We start from the raw sequence: 15,917 nt of genomic DNA on the forward strand, positions 1-15,917 counted from the left end.
GTACGTCCAGTACGAGGACTTCCGGCCGGCACACCGAGAGCACGCACCGGACGCCGCTCCTTGACGGGCAAACGTTGCCTGCCGCGGCACTAGGCTGTGCTGATCCACCTGTTGTCGGCCGGAAGGAGGGCGGGCCCCATGCTGGCTGGTCTCGGCCTGAGCCCTGTCGAGGAAGAGGTCTACCTGCACCTTGTCGACCGCGGCGAAGCCACCACGGCCGCACTCGGCTCGACCCTCGACCACCCGGCAGACGCCGTCGTGGAAGCACTCGGCAGCCTCGCCCGCCACGGTCTGGTCACCGCCGCACCCGACGAACCCGGCTGTTATGTCGCCGGTCCGCCCACCGTCACGCTCGGCTCACTGCTCGCCGCCCGGCGGGACGTGCTGCACCAGGTCGAGTTCGCCATCACCGAACTGGCTGAACGCCACCGTGCCGCCGCCAGTCGCGACCTGGGCGGCCTCATCGAGATCGTGACCGGAGTACAACCCATCAGCCGGCGCTTCCTTCAGGTCCTGGAATCGGCCGAGCGCGAGATATGCGGCTTCACCAAAGCCCCGCCGGTCGCGGTCGGGCCGCGGGACAACCCCGCCGAAGCCGTCGTCGCGGGACGAGGGCTGCGCATGCGAACGGTCATCGAGCAGTCCTACTTAGCCGACCCCTGTGCAAGAGTCGACATCGACCAGGCGCTCGGCCGGGGGCAGGAAATCGCCATCGCCGCCGAACTGCCCGTGTCGATGGTCATCGCCGACGCGGCCATCGCACTGGTGCCTGCCTTCGCCGACCCGCAGGACACACCCCGGGCCGTCCTGATCAACTCCAGCGGCCTGTTGAGCCCGCTCGTCACGCTCTTCGAGAAGACGTGGACCGAGGCGTACCCGCTGAACTCCCGCACGGTCAAAGAAGGCGTCCCGATACCCTACGCGGACGGCGTCCCGGGCCCAGCCCGACTCGCCCCCCTCGACGCCAAGATCCTGGACCTCCTGCTGGCAGGCCTCACCGACCGCGCCGTAGCAGGCAAACTCGGTGTGTCCCTGCGCACCGTCACCCGCAGAATCCGGCACATGATGGACCTCGCCGGCGCAGACAACCGCATCCAACTGGGCTGGCGGGCAACACAACGCGGCTGGATCTGACGTCGTCGGCACGTCGGTCAGACCGGTAGGGCAGCCGATGACTCCCCGGTCCGCCACGCGCCGAGGAGACGCTCGGCAAGGCGGTCTTCGAGATACGCGGTGGCGTCCACTCCGAAAGCGACACCGCCGTCGAGGTGAGGTTCCTCCTCGAGGAGGCCCACGACGACTTCCCGGCGGACGATCCTCTGCTGTCGCTGCACGACGCGGGTGACATCGCCCCGCGCGTCGTTCGGCGGACCGACCGTCAGCACTCGTGCTGTCCGGACATGTATGCGGTCGGACGGGGCAGGAGACGCTTCTCCTGGTTTCCAGCTAAGGCGGCACCGTGACCCTTTCCATGAATGCCCGCGAACCGACCGCCGTCAGCGCGAGAACACCCGACGTCCTGGACGACCTGCCGTGGATCGAGGACGGGAGCAAGGTCGCCCCCAAGGACGCGCGCGTGCTGTCCAAACTGTTCCTGGACCGGCTGCGGACGCTGGAAGAAGGCACCCCGGAGTACCAGTACGCCCGGAACACGCTGATCGAGATGAACGTGTCCCTGGTGTCCTTCGCGGCCCGCCGCTTCCGCAACCGGAGCAGCGGCGAGACGGAGGACGTCATCCAGGTCGGCACGATCGGTCTGATCAAGGCCATCGACCGGTTCGACCTGAGCCGTCAGATCGAGTTCACCTCGTTCGCGATCCCCTACATCGTCGGCGAGATCAAACGCTTCTTCCGCGACACCACCTGGGCCGTCCACGTCCCACGACGCCTGCAGGAGCTGCGCATCGAGCTCGCCAAGAGCAAGGAGGCACTCACCAGCACGCTGGGCCGCGCTCCCACGGTCAAGGAACTCTCGGCCGACCTGGAGCGGACCGACGACGAGGTCATCGAGGGCCTCGTGGCCGCCAACGGCTACATCGCCGGCTCCATCGACACCCCGGGCGGCGACGCCGAAGCCGACGGCGCGCCGACCTACGCGGACACGATGGGCGACGTCGACCCGGCACTGGACCTGTTCGAGGACCTGCACTCGCTCGGCCCCCTGCTGCAACGGCTCGACGACCGGGAGCGGACCATCATCGAGATGCGCTTCGGCCAGGAGATGACCCAGGCGGACATCGGCCGCGAACTGTGCGTGTCCCAGATGCACATCTCCCGCCTGCTGAGCCGCACCCTGGCCAAACTCCGCAGGGGTCTCCTGCCCGGATGAACCACCCGGACGAGCCCGCGGGTCTGCCACACCGAGCCCGTCCTCCAGCCACCGCGCAGACCGGCTGTCCAGGCGCTCACGGTCCTTGCGTGCAAATCCAAAGCCCTCCCGGCATTGGATAGGCGGTCGAAATGGGGGTACCCGGGACCCTGAAACCGGGCGACTGCCCGAACCCTCGGCAGAGGAGACACACCCTCATGGCGATCTTCCTGTTCCTGCTGCTCGTGGCCGTCGTCCTGGGACTCATCGGCGCGGTGGCGGAGGGGCTGTTCTATCTCTTGATCATCGGCATCGTGATCGTGGTGGCTGACATCGCCTACTTCGGCGTGCGGTCCTCCCGCCGCCTGCACGAACGCCCCATCCGATGACACCGGCGCCGGCCGCGGTCGGCTGAGGGCGCGGAAAGGCCGGTCCGGGTCGGCCCGGCCTCGTCGATCACCGGCGCGTCAGACACCGCCCACAGCCGAGACCGCGCTTGTGCCCTCGGCGATCCGCTCTTCCGCCTCGCAGATACGGGCGAGGCGGGCCAGCACGGCACGGTGCCTCAGCTGGATGACGACCTCCGCCGCCGCGTTGTGCAGCAGGCCGCCGACGCCGCCCAGCGGATGCTCGTCCACGATGACCAGGCACTGATCGCCCCACGAGCGCAGCTCGAACGCGATGCGCGCCGTCCCGAGCGCGCCCGCCTTCGCCTCCAGCTCCAGAGCGGTCGGTTCCTCGCACCGCCGCACGACCGTCTCGTTGGTCAGGCGAGCCGGGCCGAGCCTGACCTCGTAAGAGAGCGCGGCGCCCACCTCCGGCCACCGGCCCCGCGTCTCCCGTGACGCCGAGGCTCCCACCACCCACTCCGTGTAGCGATCGCCGTCCGCCAGAACGGCCCACACCGTCCGCGGAGTCGCCTTGACCAACCGATGCCGTACTGCCACGAGCACCTCCCGGATCGTCATGTCCATCGCCGGGTGCCCACATCGAGGGCTGCCAATCAGGGAAGGCGCCCTGTGCGGTCCCCATGCGCTCAAGCGACCTGGGCGTCGACGAGCGCCGAGCGAGTGAAGACGCCCGGGGGCTCGCGGCCCTCGTCGTGGCGTCCGTCGAGGACGCCATCGCCATGTGCCGCGCGAAGCGCACGATGCAGCCGCTGGACCGGGTGGCGCAGCAACTCGAAGCCCTGATCGGTGGTGCGATGGACCGCTCGGCCTGACGGCGCAGGGCCGCCGGGATGGTGTTCGCCACCCGCTCAGGCGGCCCAAGCGGACATCTGTCCGCTCCGGAGTCCAGGAGGAGGGTCAGTGGAGTCGAGGGGTGACACCCCGCAGCGCGCGGAGAGCCTGCTCGGGGTCGGCGCCGTGGTCCCGCAGCGCCTCGGCGAGCAACTGCTCCCCGCCCTCGAACGCCTCGGCGGCCGCGGCGAGCGCCGGCGGGATCTCGTCGGCCGGCGGTTCCTCGACGGAGACGGCGAGTACGGGGCAGCCCGCCCGGAAGTCGCTGTCGACGACGATGCCCGCTCCACAGGGCCAGGAAGGCCCGCAGTCCGGCGACCGGGCCCGCGTCGAGTTCCCCGCGCGGTACCCGGGCGACCGCTTCCCCCACGTACCGCACCGCCTCGGCGGCGACCTGCTGCCTGCCCTCGGGCAACGCGGTGTTCGACCGGCTCAGCGCGGAACAGCAGAAGTCCCTCGGCGAGATCATGCAGATCATCGCCGAGGGACTTCAGCCGGCCCGATGCGGTGCCGCCGCCCGTCGTGGACGGCGATGTGCGGCGGCATCCGGTCACCCGCACTGAACACGCCCCCGGCCGGGCCGTTGGTCAGCCTGGTCGGGAGGACCGCGGTCCAGTCCGACTCGCTGGAGCGGATCCGCTCGTCCGCGATCGCCTTGTCCGCGTAGATCGACCGCAGCAGCGTGCGGTAGATCGCCTTCTGCGTTGCGCTCGACCAGTCGAAGGCGCGACCGACGCCGAACGACGACAGCCGCACCGGGCGGGAGACGCCCTGCGACGTGGTGGCCGCCGGTGGGGGCCGGTCGCGCCGAGGATGAGCAGCCTCATGGCAGCAGAGATCTTCCGTCGGAGAAGACAGGATGCGGTGGAGACAGGATGCGGACGAGGGGCCGTCGAGCTCGCCGCACCGCGATCGGTCGACGACGACACGCCGGAACGGACAACCGTCCGCTACTGGAAAGCCAGCGGACAGCTGTCCGTTTCGCAGGACGGGAGCACTGCCGACCTGCCCCCGCCGGGCGGGAGTCCTCCGGGCAAGAGGCGTGACGCCATCACCGCATCGGGCGACTGCGCCTTCCCGTCAGGACATGTCTTCAGCTCTGGCAGGCGCATCCGGCGGCGCTCTTGGCCTCGCCGGCGGTGACGGACGGGTCGGTCGCCTGCTCGTCCGGGGTGCAGCAGGCGTTGACGCCGCAGCAGGAGTCTTCCGTCGCGGACGTCGCGGCGGTGTCCGGGCCGGTGGCGGTGGCGGGCTTGCCGGCGCGGACGATGGCGGAGTGCATACCGTCGGCGACCGCGTGGGTGGGAGCGATCTCGATGTCCGTGAAACCGACCGCTTCCAGTCCTGCGCGGTATTCGGCGAAGGACAACGCCCCGGCGATACAGCCGACGTAGTCGCCGCGTTCGGCCCGCTGCGCGGCGGTGAGGGCGTCGTCGGCGACGACGTCGGAGATGCCGATGCGACCGCCGGGCTTGAGCACGCGGAAGGTCTCGGCGAATACCGCGGGCTTGTCGGTGGACAGGTTGATCACGCAGTTGGAGATCACCACGTCGACGGTCCCCGCGGGGAGCGGGATGGACTCGATGGTGCCCTTGAGGAACTCGACGTTCGTCGCGCCCGCCTTCTCGGCGTTGGCGAGGGCCAGGGCCAGCATCTCGTCGGTCATGTCCAGCCCGTACGCCTTGCCGGCGGGGCCGACGCGGCGGGCGGAGAGCAGGACGTCGATCCCGCCGCCGGAACCGAGGTCGAGAACACGCTCGCCCTTGCGCAGTTCGGCGACGGCGGTGGGGTTGCCGCAACCGAGCGAGGCGGCGACGGCCTCGGCGGGCAGCGCGTCGCGCTCGCCGGCGGCGTACAAGGTGGAGCCGAAGTTCTCGTCGACCTCGACCGCCTCGGGCCCGCAGCAGGCGCTGCCGCCCTCGGTGACCTGCACGGCCGCCGCCGCATACCGCCGGCGGACGGTTTCACGCAGGTCGGTGGACTGTTCGCTCATGACTCACTCCCAGGTGACGGGCCGCAGCACGGGCCCGGAACGGCCTGTATTGACGTTCATTGATGCAACCTTGCGCCCTGGATCGAAAAACGTCAACATAGAGGCATGTCGAAACAAGAGCTTGAGGTGATCGGCCAGGACGCCGCCTGCTGCCCGGGCCTGTCCGCCGCACCGCTGGACGAAGACCAGGCCGCCGAGCTGGCGAAGGTCTTCAAGGCCCTGGGCGACCCGGTCCGGCTGCGCCTGATGTCGATGATCGCGTCACGTGGCGAGGGCGGCGAGGTCTGCGTGTGCGAGCTGACCCCGGCCTTCGACCTGTCCCAGCCGACGATCTCCCACCACCTCAAGCTTCTGCGGCAGGCCGGCCTCATCGACTGCGAACGGCGCGGGACCTGGGTCTACTACTGGGTGCTGCCCGGCGTCCTGGACCGGATCGCCGCGTTCCTGACCGCCCGGCAGCCCGCCGGAGCCGGCACGTGAACGCCTCCCTCGGCCGCCGGGTGGCCGCCGAGGCGATCGGGACCGGCCTGCTCGTCACGGTGGTGGTCGGCTCCGGCATCCAGGCCACCGAGCTGTCGCGTGACGTCGGCGTGCAACTGCTCGCCAACTCCCTCGCCACCGCGTTCGGCCTGGGTGTGCTCATCCTGCTGCTGGGGCCGGTTTCCCGCGCGCACTTCAACCCCGCCGTGACGCTGGCCGCCTGGTTCACCGGACGCCGTGATCCGGACGGCCTGACCCTGCGCGACGTCGCCGTGTACGTGCCCGCCCAGATCGTGGGCGCCGTCGCAGGGGCGGTCCTGGCCGACGCGATGTTCGCCGAGCCGCTGGTCGAGTTCTCCACCCACGACCGGTCCGCCGGCCACCTTCTGCTGGGCGAGGTCGTCGCCACGGCCGGGCTGATCGTGCTGGTCGTCGGCCTGGGCCGGATCGGCCGTGCCGCGCTCGCTCCGGCCGCGGTGGCCTCCTACATCGGGGCCGCCTATTGGTTCACCTCCTCCACCTCGTTCGCGAACCCGGCGGTGACCGTCGGACGGGCGTTCACCGACACCTTCGCCGGTATCGCACCCGCGTCCGTCGTCCCGTTCATCGCCGCGCAACTGCTCGGTACCGCGCTCGGGCTCGGCATCGTGGCCGCGGTCTACGGCCCGACCGCCGCTGCGGCCCGCCGCGGGACCGGCGTCCCGGGTGGCGAGCCCGAACCCGTCTCTTCCTGACCACGCCCCGAGAAAGTCACCTTCGATGAGTGCTTCCGCCTCGCGCCCTACGGTGCTGTTCGTCTGCGTCCACAATGCCGGCCGCTCCCAGATGGCCGCCGCCTTCCTCACCCACCTGGCAGGCGACCGCCTCGAAGTCCGCTCCGCCGGCTCCGCCCCGGCCGGCACCGTCAACCCGGCCGTGGTCGAAGCGATGAGCGAGGCCGGCATCGACATCTCCGCCGAGACCCCGAAGATCCTCACGGTGGAGGCGGTCCGGGCGTCCGACGTGGTCATCACGATGGGCTGCGGCGACACCTGCCCCGTGTTCCCGGGCAAGCGGTACCTCGACTGGCAGCTCGACGACCCTGCCGGGCAGGGCGTCGAGGCTGTCCGCCCGATCCGGGACGCGATCGAGGTACGCGTCCGGGCGCTGATCTCGGAAGTGGCGCCCGGCTGACGGCCGGACCACTCGCGCCGGTTCACTCGCGCCGGTTCCAGACCCTGGCCGACCGCCTTCGTCGCGGAATCGGCGTGGCGGGCCGTCGGCTACTGGTCGCCCAGACCGGTGGCGTGTTGATCCACCTCGATCTCCGAGCGCCGTAGGCCGGTGAATCGGGTGGGCCGGAAGGTCGCCAGGAGGTCCTCTTCCTCGCCGGTTGAGATCTCGGCCGCGGCCAGGCGTCCCAGAATCGGCGCCAAGGTGACCCCGCTGTGCGAGACGAGGCAGTAGACGCGGGACTGGGCGCGGGCATGGCCGGCGACGGTGTGGCCGTCCGCGGGCAGTGACCGGAAGCCGATGCGCAGGTCGATCTCCGGTGTCCGGCCCGGCTCGGCCAGGAGTGCGGAGAACCGCTGTCGGAGGGTGCTCGCGACGGCGCTGTCCGCGGACGGAGGGTCGGCCGGGTCGACGTCGGCGTTCAGATCGAGTGCCTGCAGGACGGTATGCCCGCCGGCGGCGGGGCGGAGGTTGAGGCCGGGGCTGTGGACCACACAGCGCAGGTCGACTTGCGGGGACCTGGCGTACCCGAGCAGGCCGACGGTCTGCGCTCCGCGACCGGTGTCCGTCACCATGGGAATGTCGATTCCGGCCCGTGCGGCGAGCCGTTGTGTCCAGCGGCCCGTCGCCAGGACGACTCGATCGCCGGTGCGGACATCGCCTCCGGCCAGGGTGACGGCCACGCCGTCCGGCCTGTCGTCGACGGCCTCGACCTCGCCGACCATGAACCTGGCTCCGTGCCGCTCGGCGTCCGCCAGCAGGTTGTCGACCAAACGCTCCGGCAGAACGTAACCCTCGCCGGGGAAATGCGCGATGGACGTGACGGCCGCCGGGATGCGCAGGCCGCCCGCGATGCGCGCCGCTTCGTCGGGGGTGACCCAGTGCGCGGGGTAGCCGAGGGACTGCAGCCGAGCCACGTTGTCGGCGAGCCTCCGCTCGTTCGCGGCGTCCGCCCACTGGAGCGCCCCGCTGGGGAAGTACGACGGGGCGCCGCGCAGTTGCCCGGCGAGCCTGGCATGCTCCTCCATCCCCGCGACGTTCAGCCGGTGGTAGTCCGGGTCGAGCTTTCGGCTGGAGTTGGTCCAGGCGAACGTGGTCGCGGTCGTACCGGCGCCGACTCCCCGCTGATCGAGCAGGAGAACGTCCTCGCCGGCGACGGCGAGCTGCCTTGCGACGCTCACCCCCAGCACACCGGCACCGACGATGATGACCTTCATTGTGTGCCTTCCTCTCTGGCAGCGACACGCTGCTCACATCGCGGGGACGGGAAGCTCCAGGAAGAACTCGGCGGTTCCCGGTCGGACGACGGTCGTGACCACCTCGACGGCGCTGCCGTCACCGGCACGCAACTCCCTGCGCCTCATCAGCGCGGGCGTTCCGCTCTCGCTGTGCAGCAGGGCGGCGTCGTCCTCGCCGAGGACCACCGGGTCGAGGTAGAGCCGGATCGCGTCGATCGGCACGCCTCTGCGCTGTAGATACGGGAGGGTGACGACGTCTTCGAGGTTCTGGTCCAGCAGGTCCGGGGCGGCCGCGAAGAGCACGACGTGCCGCTCGACCGACTGCGGCTCCTCACGCACGTTCAGCTTGCGGCGGACCAGTTCCACCACGGCCGTGTCGGCGGAGGCGCCCGGGAGGGCCAGGACGGCGTCGGCGGCCCTGACGATCCGCGCGGAAACCACATCGTGCCTGCCCGGCACGCCCTTCGCGGCGACCGCGGGGGTGACGAAGTTGAGCAGATTGATCTGCCGCGTCACATCCGCGACGAACGTCCCATGGCGCCGTCGGCGGATCGCCAGCCCCGCCTCGGCCAGGTCGTTGAGGACCCGTTGGGCCGTGGCACGACTGACGCCGTACTCGGCGCGGATATCCATCTCGCTCGGCAAGCGCGAGCCGGGCGCCAGGGCCCCGGCCCGGATCTTCGCTTCGAACTCTCGCCTGATCTGTACATAGAGCGGCACGGTCACTCTTGGACCGTACATTAAGCCAATTGACCGGTCAATAGACTACCGCGCGTTCAAGAGCCTCGCCCAGGCCGGCCCGTCCTCCGCCGGACCTCGCCGAGAAGCCGGAGCTCCCGGCGGACCGAGTGCGGGCGTGAATCAACGTCCTGAAGTCCGAGGAGTCGGCCGTGAAGGCGCTCGTACAGATCAACGGGAAGGGACTCTTCCCGACCCCGCTGGGCAGGACTCAGGCCAGGAAGTACTTCAACGGACAGCAGGGCGGGCAGCGGGCCGGGCCAGGGGCCCGGCCCGCAACGGGGTGACGAACACCGGGCGCCTGTCCGTGTGCGGAGACCGACCGACCAGGAGGTGCGAAAGGTGCGGCAGATCGTGCATCAGGGCAGCGCCGACTCGCCTTTCGACCCGCCTGCCGCGGACTCGGCGCTGCCGGACGCGAGCCTGGGCGCGTTCCGCCTGCCCGACGAACTGTCCTTCGTGATCGCGTCGGGCGCCGGGTCACGGATCAGGACCACGCGCGGGCGGGAGCTCATCGATCTCGTGATGAGCTGCGGGCCGCTCGTCCTCGGGCATGCTCATCCGCGTGTCGTCGAGGCCGTCGAGCGCCAGCTGCGCGACGGCACGACGTACTACTACCTCAACGCGTCGGCGGCGCGGCTGGCGCAGCGGATCGTCGAACTGGTCCCGTGCGCCGACGCGGTCAAGTTCTGCGCGTCGGGGAGCGACGCGACCTTCAGCGCGCTGCGGCTCGCCCGGCGCGCGACCGGTCGCGACATGATCCTGAAGTTCGACGGCGGATACCTGGGCTCGCACGACTACGGCCGGGCGGTCGAAGGACCCGCCTGCGGAGGCGTTCCGGCCGCGGTGGCCGCGGACGTGCTGCACGCCCCGTTCAACGATCTCGCCTCGGCCACCCGGTTGGCCGAGGCCCGTCGAGAGCGCCTCGCCGCGATCATCGTGGAGCCGGTGCAGCGCGCGATCGAGCCGGCCCCCGGTTTCCTCGCCGGGTTGCGCGCCCTGTGCGACCGGATCGGCGCCGTACTCGTCTTCGACGAGGTGGTGACGGGTTTCCGGCTCGCTCTCGGCGGCGCGCAGGCACTGTACGGCGTGACCCCGGACCTGTGCGCGCTCGGCAAGGCGCTCGGCGGCGGGCTTCCGATCGGCGCGGTCGCCGGCCGGCGGGAGCTGATCGAACTCGCCGCCGCCCGGCCGATCGAGGCCGCCGGGAGGTCGCACGAACCCGATGTCTACGTCAGCGGATCCACGCTCGGCAATCCTCTGTCGTGCGCGGCGGGGCTCGCCACGCTGCGCGTCCTGGAGGACGAGGACGGGATCAGCCGCATGGCCGAGTCGGGCCGGGCGCTGCGCGAGCGCCTGCTGGACGTGGCGGCCGAGTTCGACGTCGCGCTCCAGGTGATCGGGCCGGGAGCGTTCATCGAACCGGTCTTCGGCCCCGGGCCTGTCGTGGATCAGAGCTCGTACGACGCACAGGACCGGGTCGCGTCACGCGCCTTCGGCCTCGAACTCATCCGGGCCGGGGTGTTCGCCTACCCCGGCTTCAAGATGTACCTGTCGACGGCCCATGAGCAGCGAGATCTCGACGAGGTCGCCGACCGCGCGCGGGCGGCGCTACGGCGGGTGCGCGACGACGGCCTCCTGCGGGGGCAGCCGTGAGCCGGGGGCTGTCGGTGCAGTGGGGGTCGTCTGCCGGTCGGCGGACCGGCGAGGGCGAGCGGGAGTGCAGGGCGGTCACCAGCCGGTGACGCGGTTCCAGACCGTTCGGACGGCGGGTGCGTCGGTCGTCGGCAGGGTGCTGTCGACGACGTGGTAGCCGCGGTGCTGGGCCGCCGTCGCGCAGGCGTGGTTGGGCAGGATGCGCAGGCGGGCGCCGATGGGCAGTTCGGGCAGGACGGCCCCGTCGCGGGCGGTGAGGGTGCCGTGTTCCTGGCTCGCGGCGCTCATCACCAGACCCTCGACGAGGTTGCCCGCCAGGTCGGTGACCAGGCCGTAGCCCTGGTCCTGGGACTGGTTCGCGGTGCCGCGGTCGCGGGACATGGCCATCCAGCCGCCGTCGGTGAGGATCCAGCCGTACTCGGGGCGGTGTCCGATGACGGTGACGACGACCGACAGCGCCAGGTCGTCGACCTGGCAGACGCCCAGTCCGGCCATGACCAGGTCGAAGAACACGTAGTTGCCGGCGCGCAGTTCGGTGACGCCGGTGAGGTCCTCGGCGGCGTGGGCGGTCGGGGTGGAGCCGACGCTGACGGTGTGCACCGGCAGCCCGGCCGCGCGCAGTTTCCCGGCGGCGGTGACGGCGGTGTCGCGTTCGTTCTTCGCGGCCAGCCGCTGCTCCTCGTGGGAGTAGGCGAAGTAGGACTCGCCCGCGTGGGTCAGGACGCCGTCCAGACAGTCGGCGTCGTGCAGGATGCGGCCGATGTCGAGGAGCGCGGGGGCGTCGGTCCTGAGGCCGCCGCGGTGGCCGTCGCAGTCGATCTCGATCTGGGCGGGGATGCCGATCCCGGCCCGGGCGGCGGCTTGCGCGACGAAGGTCGCCTGCTCGGTGCTGTCCAGGAGGACGCGCAGGGTGACTCCGCGGCGCAGGAGCGCGATCACCCGGGCCAGCTTGTGGGGGTCGATGCCGACGGCGTAGGTGATGTCGGTGTAGCCGCCGTCGGCGAACGCCTCGGCCTCGGCGAGGGTGGAGACCGTCACGGGGCAGGGTGTGCCGCCGTTCATGAGGGCGGCGACGTCGAGGCTCTTGGCCGTCTTGACGTGCGGGCGCAGGGCGACTCCGAGTCGGTCGGCCCTGGCCGCGAGGCGCTCGATGTTCCGCCGGGCCTTGTGCACGTCGACGACCGCGAACGGGGTGTCGGGATCGGCCAGGGTACGACCGGGGGTGAGCGGGGTGGCGTTCACAGCGTGATGTCCAGTTCCTCGAGAAGGGCCAGACCGAGGTACAGGTCCTGCAGACCGATCCCGGAACTGTCGAAGATCGTGACGTCCGCGGCGTCACGGCGTCCCGGGGCACGGCCGACGAGGACCTCGCCGAGCGGGGTGAGGACCGTCTCCTCGGGGGCGTTCCGGCTCTCGCCCATGCGGCGGGCCTGCTCGGGCAGGTCGCAGAAGACGCGGGCTCGGGCGAACAGCTCGGGGGGCAGCTCCCGCTTGCCGGGGGCGTCGGCGCCCATGCAGGAGATGTGGGTGCCGGGGCGGATCCGGTCGGCCCGGAACAGGGGCGGGGTGTCGGCCCGGGCGGTGGTGGCGGTGACGATCACATCGGCCCGGGCGCAGGCCTCCTCGGCGTCGGCCACGCGGACGCCGGGTCGGTCTGCCGACAGTGCGGCGGCCAGCTGCCCGGCCCGGTCCCGCGTCGCGGCCCACGATCAGGATCTCGTCGACGGCCCGGACCCGGCTGACGGCCCGGGCCTCGTAGGCGGCCTGGTGACCGGTGCCGAAGACGGCCAGGGTGCCGGCGTCCGGGCGGGCCAGCAGGTCGACGGCGAGCGCGTCGGCGGCGGCGGTCCGGTAGGCGTTGGCCGTGCCGACCTCCAGGACGGCCGCGATCCTTCCGACGCTCTGGTCGAACAGCAGCAGGGTGCAGTGGTGGCGCGGCAGGCCGTGCTCGGGGTTGCCCGGCCAGTAGGTGCCGATCTTCACCCCGGCGTGGGTCGCCGAAGCGGCCGGCTTGAGGGTGAAGCGGTTGCGCGGGTCGGATCCGTGTACCGCGAGGGCGGGGAAGACGGTGCCGTCCACCGTCGCGGCGAAGGCGGCGCGGGCCGCTTCGAGGGCCGACTCCTCGTCCACGAGCGCGGCGGTCTGTTCCTCGGTGATGTACAGCAGCCGGGACGTGCGCGGCTCCTGGCGCGGATCGGTCGAGGGCGGCGTCGTGGAAGCGGGATCGGCGGTCGAACCGGCGGTCGTCATGAAGACCCTTCACTTGGCGGAGTGGCAGACGGTCGCCTGGTGTAGTTGTAGACGGTCGCCCGCGACACGCCGAGCAGGTCCGCGATGGTCTGCGCGGCGTCGCGCGAGTCGAAGTAGCCGTCCGTGTGCAACTGCTGCACCAGCGTCTTCTTGTCCTCCCGGCTCAGTGACCTCGGCGTGCCGGCCCGCTCCGCGGCCCGCGCCTCGACCGCCTGGCGCAGCTCACGCGCGTTGCGGTTGCGCAGCGACTCCAGGGGCTGGTCGCGGTGCTCGGTGTCCGTGGCGACCAGGTTGGCCAGGGCGAGCGTCACCGGTGACAGCACGGAGACGTCGAGATTCAGGCAGAGGGCCGCGATGTACTCGCCCGCCGCGTTCTTGATGCCGATCGAGGTGCTCTTGGCGGGGCGGCCGTCGGGGAACCGGTTGGGGTAGTTCTGGAGGACGCTCGGGTACTGCGGGTCGGCGATGCGGGCCAGGCCCAGTTCGGTCGCGGAATCCCCGACCCGACGTCCGGAGAGGTTGTTCTCGATCGCCCGGATCGCATGCTGCGGGTCACGCAGATCGTGCAGGACCACCTCGCAGAGTCCCGGGAACATCCGGCCCAGGGCGACGGCGATCTTCTCGGCCTCCCGGATGAAGTGCTCGTCCGCTCCGGCCGCAGCGATCTCGGCGGCGTCGGCGCACCGGCCCTGCTCCGTGGGCTCCGCGACGTGGTCCATGGTTCCTCTTCCGGCCGCACACGAGCACGCCCGGGACGGCTCTCCTGCACGGAACGATACAAATCCCTAGCTTGATTGTCCAGATTTACACTTGGAGTCCAATGGCGTCACTTCTCGTCGCGCAGCCGGGCCGCCAAGGAGGCCAGCGGTTCGGTCTCCTCGGTGTGGCCCAGGGCGGTCAGCCGGGAGATCGCGGCGTCGAGGCGGGTGAGGGCGGGGGCCGGGCGTTCGGTGACGAACTCCGCCGTGGCGGCCTTGGGGTCCTCCCCCGCGTGCAGCGCGCGGGCACGGGTCAGGCGCAGCTGGGCGACGATCCGGTCGTCCACCTCTCCGGCGACGACGTCCGGTTCGGCCAGCACGGAGTCGAGCAGGGCGATGCAGTCCTCGACCCGGTCCAGTTCGAGGCTGAGCTGAGCCGCGTTGCTGTAGGCGCAGAACGCGTCCGTCCGGCTGCCGCGGCGAAGGTCCGCCTCCGCGGAGCGCGTCAGGTGCCGCAGCGCCTCGTCGGAGCGGCCCAGGTGCAGGCAGGCCTGCGCCAGATCACCCTGGAGGCGGCTGGTGTCGACGGCGTCCACCGGCCAGTCGGCTGCCAGCCGCAGGCCCTCGGTGAGGTCCGCGTACGCGGCCTGGGCGTCCCGGAGGCCGAGTTGGAGCCTGCCCCGCAGTCCGAGCGTGCGGGGCAGGTGCCAGGCGGGGCCCTGCGCCTTCAGCAGGTCGAGCAGCGCGTCGATCCCGGTGACCGCGGCGGGCAGGTCGCCGGAGACGGCGTGGGCGCCGGCCCGCAGCAACAGGCCGCCGGAGACCTGCCCGGCGATGTCGTGCCGGGTGGCGAACGCGTGCAACCGGTCCAGCTCGGCGAAGACCGGCGCGACGTGCTCCTCGCTGCCCGAGGTCTGCAGGCGCAGGGCGAGCGCGGTCGCCCGCAGCCGCAGTACGCGGGCCTCCTGGTACGGAGCGAGTCCGGACGTCTCTTCTGCGATGCCGACCATGGAGGCGTGGGCGGCGGTCAGCGCGGCGACCTTCGCCTCGGCTCCGTCGGGGTCCTCCTCGGCATCCTTCTGCGCGCCCTTCTCCGCGCCTTCCGCGGGGATCTCCGCGGTGGCGAGCAGGGCGCAGGCGCGGGCGAGCGCCGCGTCACCCGGCAGTCCGGCGTCCTCGTACAGGCCCGCGGCCTCCTCGTAGAGTGCGGCGGAGTCGGCGAACTCGTCCTTCTCGCCCGCCCGGCTGGCCTCGTCGGCCAGCAGATCCGCGCACAGCTGTAGGTGCGGGCCGACGGCCGGATCGTCGGGGTGGGTGTAGCCGCGGGCGGCCACGAGCGTGCGCAGCCGCGCCCAGCGGGCGGCTGCGTCCGGGTGCCCCCGCTCCTCCAACGCCCTCGCCTCGAGGATGAGTTCGGGCAGGGAGTCGGGGACGGCGGCGGCCGTGCGGGCGGCGGGCGCGGCGACCGGGGCGACCGGGACCGCGTCGTCGAGGCGGCGGGGGCGCAGGGTCAGTTCCAGCGTGTCCAGGAGCGGGGCACGGTCGAGGCGGGCCCTGCGGCGGTCGGCGTGGAGCGTGGTTCCGTTGCGGGCGTCGAAGCGGGCGGCGATGTCGTCGGCGCGGCCGCGCACCTCCGCGCGCAGGCCGGCCACCGTCCAGGTGCGGCCCGCGTACCCGGCGGCGGGCAGTTCGCCGTGGCCGAGGAGCTCGACGCGCCGGAGGAGGACCTCGACGCCGGTGAGGAAGCCCAGCAGGTCCAGCGGCGAGTCGACCTCGTCGAACAGGCTGCGGTTCTCGGCGAGCAGTTCCAGGCCGCGTGCCTCGTTGCCGGTCAGCGCGCAGAACTCCAGGTGCCGGCCGACCTCCTGGGACATCGAGGGGTTGCGGCGGCAGCTGCGATAGCCGGCGAGGTGCAGTTCGCGGGCGCGGCCGGTGCGCAGCAGGGGCAGCAGCGCGTACGAGACGGAGCGGGCGGGCTCCTCCTGGCAGGATTCCTTCCCGGCCTCCGCACCCTTTCCGAACAGCCTGCCCAACATGCCGCGCCCTCCCCTGGTCCCGCGTGATCATCCGGTGCAGCATAAGCGCCACCACCGACACCTTTTC

At 71.6% G+C, this 15,917-nt stretch carries 18 protein-coding genes and 4 pseudogenes; 10 read left to right on the top strand and 12 right to left on the bottom strand.

The genetic code is table 11. The annotated features are described in order from the left end of the window. Positions 1 to 138 precede the first annotated feature (138 nt). Positions 139 to 1,134, top strand: coding sequence for a helix-turn-helix domain-containing protein (locus AB0J04_RS28020; RefSeq protein ID WP_363171335.1), 996 nt, complete (start codon positions 139 to 141; stop codon positions 1,132 to 1,134). A 17-nt stretch (positions 1,135 to 1,151) separates the two neighbouring features. On the opposite strand, the pseudogene AB0J04_RS28025 reads toward AB0J04_RS28020, so the two are convergent. Beyond that, a pseudogene (locus AB0J04_RS28025) lies at positions 1,152 to 1,322 on the bottom strand (iron-containing redox enzyme family protein); the annotation flags it as partial. Between the two features lie 149 nt (positions 1,323 to 1,471). Between AB0J04_RS28025 and AB0J04_RS28030 the strand changes: the two are divergent. Beyond that, complete coding sequence (locus AB0J04_RS28030; RefSeq protein ID WP_363171367.1) at positions 1,472 to 2,329, top strand: SigB/SigF/SigG family RNA polymerase sigma factor; 858 nt, start codon at positions 1,472 to 1,474, stop codon at positions 2,327 to 2,329. A gap of 197 nt (positions 2,330 to 2,526) precedes the next feature. Further along, the gene (locus tag AB0J04_RS28035; RefSeq protein ID WP_363171336.1) at positions 2,527 to 2,697 is read left to right on the top strand and encodes a hypothetical protein; all 171 of its coding nucleotides are present in this window, start codon (positions 2,527 to 2,529) and stop codon (positions 2,695 to 2,697) included. A 78-nt stretch (positions 2,698 to 2,775) separates the two neighbouring features. On the opposite strand, the gene AB0J04_RS28040 is transcribed toward AB0J04_RS28035, so the two are convergent. After that, positions 2,776 to 3,255 (bottom strand): SRPBCC family protein, encoded by a 480-nt coding sequence (locus AB0J04_RS28040; RefSeq protein WP_363171368.1) that lies wholly within the window; start codon positions 3,253 to 3,255, stop codon positions 2,776 to 2,778. 83 nt (positions 3,256 to 3,338) lie between these two features. On the opposite strand from AB0J04_RS28040, the gene AB0J04_RS28045 reads away from it, so the two are divergent. Beyond that, a complete protein-coding gene (locus AB0J04_RS28045) occupies positions 3,339 to 3,530 on the top strand; it encodes a hypothetical protein (protein WP_363171337.1) in 192 nt (63 codons plus the stop codon). Positions 3,531 to 3,654: 124 nt separating this feature from the next. Here AB0J04_RS28045 and AB0J04_RS28050 read toward each other — a convergent pair. Then, positions 3,655 to 3,961: pseudogene (locus tag AB0J04_RS28050) on the bottom strand (TetR/AcrR family transcriptional regulator); the annotation flags it as partial. 4 nt (positions 3,962 to 3,965) lie between these two features. Between AB0J04_RS28050 and AB0J04_RS28055 the strand changes: the two are divergent. After that, positions 3,966 to 4,046, top strand: a pseudogene (locus AB0J04_RS28055) (MarR family transcriptional regulator); the annotation flags it as partial. Here AB0J04_RS28055 and AB0J04_RS28060 read toward each other — a convergent pair. Both AB0J04_RS28060 and arsM read right to left on the bottom strand, forming a co-directional pair. Then, positions 4,024 to 4,536, bottom strand: a complete 513-nt coding sequence (locus AB0J04_RS28060; RefSeq protein WP_363171369.1) for an NAD(P)H-binding protein — start codon at positions 4,534 to 4,536, stop codon at positions 4,024 to 4,026. The pseudogene AB0J04_RS28055 and the gene AB0J04_RS28060 sit on opposite strands and share 23 nt — an antisense overlap. Before the next feature lie 106 nt (positions 4,537 to 4,642). Further along, the gene (gene arsM, locus AB0J04_RS28065) at positions 4,643 to 5,542 is read right to left on the bottom strand and encodes an arsenite methyltransferase (protein ID WP_363171338.1); all 900 of its coding nucleotides are present in this window, start codon (positions 5,540 to 5,542) and stop codon (positions 4,643 to 4,645) included. Between the two features lie 105 nt (positions 5,543 to 5,647). Here arsM and AB0J04_RS28070 point away from each other — a divergent pair, with 105 nt between their 5' ends. Genes AB0J04_RS28070 through AB0J04_RS28080 form a run of 3 tightly spaced genes read left to right on the top strand, consistent with a single transcriptional unit; the run spans position 5,648 to position 7,195 of the window. Further along, positions 5,648 to 6,022, top strand: a complete 375-nt coding sequence (locus AB0J04_RS28070; protein WP_363171339.1) for a metalloregulator ArsR/SmtB family transcription factor — start codon at positions 5,648 to 5,650, stop codon at positions 6,020 to 6,022. After that, positions 6,019 to 6,756 (top strand): aquaporin, encoded by a 738-nt coding sequence (locus AB0J04_RS28075; RefSeq protein ID WP_363171340.1) that lies wholly within the window; start codon positions 6,019 to 6,021, stop codon positions 6,754 to 6,756. Before AB0J04_RS28070 ends, AB0J04_RS28075 begins: the two co-directional genes overlap by 4 nt. Before the next feature lie 25 nt (positions 6,757 to 6,781). After that, the gene (locus AB0J04_RS28080; protein WP_363171341.1) at positions 6,782 to 7,195 is read left to right on the top strand and encodes an arsenate reductase ArsC; all 414 of its coding nucleotides are present in this window, start codon (positions 6,782 to 6,784) and stop codon (positions 7,193 to 7,195) included. A gap of 89 nt (positions 7,196 to 7,284) precedes the next feature. Here the strand turns inward: AB0J04_RS28080 and AB0J04_RS28085 are convergent, their stop codons facing one another. Together AB0J04_RS28085 and AB0J04_RS28090 are read right to left on the bottom strand one after the other, a co-directional pair. Further along, positions 7,285 to 8,451 (bottom strand): FAD-dependent oxidoreductase, encoded by a 1,167-nt coding sequence (locus AB0J04_RS28085; protein ID WP_363171342.1) that lies wholly within the window; start codon positions 8,449 to 8,451, stop codon positions 7,285 to 7,287. Between the two features lie 33 nt (positions 8,452 to 8,484). After that, positions 8,485 to 9,198, bottom strand: coding sequence for a GntR family transcriptional regulator (locus AB0J04_RS28090; RefSeq protein ID WP_363171343.1), 714 nt, complete (start codon positions 9,196 to 9,198; stop codon positions 8,485 to 8,487). A gap of 164 nt (positions 9,199 to 9,362) precedes the next feature. On the opposite strand from AB0J04_RS28090, the gene AB0J04_RS28095 reads away from it, so the two are divergent. Both AB0J04_RS28095 and AB0J04_RS28100 read left to right on the top strand, forming a co-directional pair. Then, positions 9,363 to 9,497: a hypothetical protein gene (locus AB0J04_RS28095; protein WP_363171344.1), complete on the top strand. Its 135-nt coding sequence runs from the start codon at positions 9,363 to 9,365 to the stop codon at positions 9,495 to 9,497. Between the two features lie 55 nt (positions 9,498 to 9,552). Further along, positions 9,553 to 10,866, top strand: coding sequence for an aminotransferase class III-fold pyridoxal phosphate-dependent enzyme (locus tag AB0J04_RS28100; RefSeq protein ID WP_363171345.1), 1,314 nt, complete (start codon positions 9,553 to 9,555; stop codon positions 10,864 to 10,866). A 75-nt stretch (positions 10,867 to 10,941) separates the two neighbouring features. Here AB0J04_RS28100 and AB0J04_RS28105 read toward each other — a convergent pair whose 3' ends face one another. The 5 genes and pseudogenes from AB0J04_RS28105 to AB0J04_RS28125 form a co-directional block, all read right to left on the bottom strand. After that, a complete protein-coding gene (locus AB0J04_RS28105) occupies positions 10,942 to 12,108 on the bottom strand; it encodes a DSD1 family PLP-dependent enzyme (protein WP_363171346.1) in 1,167 nt (388 codons plus the stop codon). After that, positions 12,105 to 12,503 carry a hypothetical protein gene (locus AB0J04_RS28110; protein ID WP_363171347.1) on the bottom strand — a complete coding sequence of 133 codons (399 nt, stop codon included), beginning with the start codon at positions 12,501 to 12,503 and terminating at the stop codon, positions 12,105 to 12,107. Before AB0J04_RS28110 ends, AB0J04_RS28105 begins: the two co-directional genes overlap by 4 nt. Before the next feature lie 118 nt (positions 12,504 to 12,621). Then, positions 12,622 to 13,116 (bottom strand): annotated as a pseudogene (locus AB0J04_RS28115) (ornithine cyclodeaminase family protein); the annotation flags it as partial. Further along, positions 13,113 to 13,835, bottom strand: a complete 723-nt coding sequence (locus AB0J04_RS28120; RefSeq protein ID WP_363171348.1) for a PAS domain-containing protein — start codon at positions 13,833 to 13,835, stop codon at positions 13,113 to 13,115. The pseudogene AB0J04_RS28115 and the gene AB0J04_RS28120, both read right to left, overlap by 4 nt. A 107-nt stretch (positions 13,836 to 13,942) precedes the next feature. Further along, on the bottom strand, positions 13,943 to 15,850 hold the full coding sequence (locus AB0J04_RS28125; RefSeq protein WP_363171349.1) for a hypothetical protein: 1,908 nt from the start codon (positions 15,848 to 15,850) through the stop codon (positions 13,943 to 13,945). Positions 15,851 to 15,917: the final 67 nt, after the last annotated feature.

Origin of the sequence: Streptomyces sp. NPDC050263 (assembly GCF_040655955.1) — a bacterium.
Taxonomy (GTDB): Bacteria; Actinomycetota; Actinomycetes; order Streptomycetales; family Streptomycetaceae; genus Streptomyces.

Coding starts and splice junctions, on each gene's coding strand:
- AB0J04_RS28020 (WP_363171335.1), top strand. CDS start 139: ATGCTGGCTGGTCTCGGCCTGAGCCCTGTCGAGGAAGAGGTCTACCTG.
- AB0J04_RS28030 (WP_363171367.1), top strand. CDS start 1,472: ATGAATGCCCGCGAACCGACCGCCGTCAGCGCGAGAACACCCGACGTC.
- AB0J04_RS28035 (WP_363171336.1), top strand. CDS start 2,527: ATGGCGATCTTCCTGTTCCTGCTGCTCGTGGCCGTCGTCCTGGGACTC.
- AB0J04_RS28045 (WP_363171337.1), top strand. CDS start 3,339: ATGCGCTCAAGCGACCTGGGCGTCGACGAGCGCCGAGCGAGTGAAGAC.
- arsM (WP_363171338.1), bottom strand. CDS start 5,542: ATGAGCGAACAGTCCACCGACCTGCGTGAAACCGTCCGCCGGCGGTAT.
- AB0J04_RS28070 (WP_363171339.1), top strand. CDS start 5,648: ATGTCGAAACAAGAGCTTGAGGTGATCGGCCAGGACGCCGCCTGCTGC.
- AB0J04_RS28080 (WP_363171341.1), top strand. CDS start 6,782: ATGAGTGCTTCCGCCTCGCGCCCTACGGTGCTGTTCGTCTGCGTCCAC.
- AB0J04_RS28085 (WP_363171342.1), bottom strand. CDS start 8,451: ATGAAGGTCATCATCGTCGGTGCCGGTGTGCTGGGGGTGAGCGTCGCA.
- AB0J04_RS28120 (WP_363171348.1), bottom strand. CDS start 13,835: ATGGACCACGTCGCGGAGCCCACGGAGCAGGGCCGGTGCGCCGACGCC.
- AB0J04_RS28125 (WP_363171349.1), bottom strand. CDS start 15,850: ATGTTGGGCAGGCTGTTCGGAAAGGGTGCGGAGGCCGGGAAGGAATCC.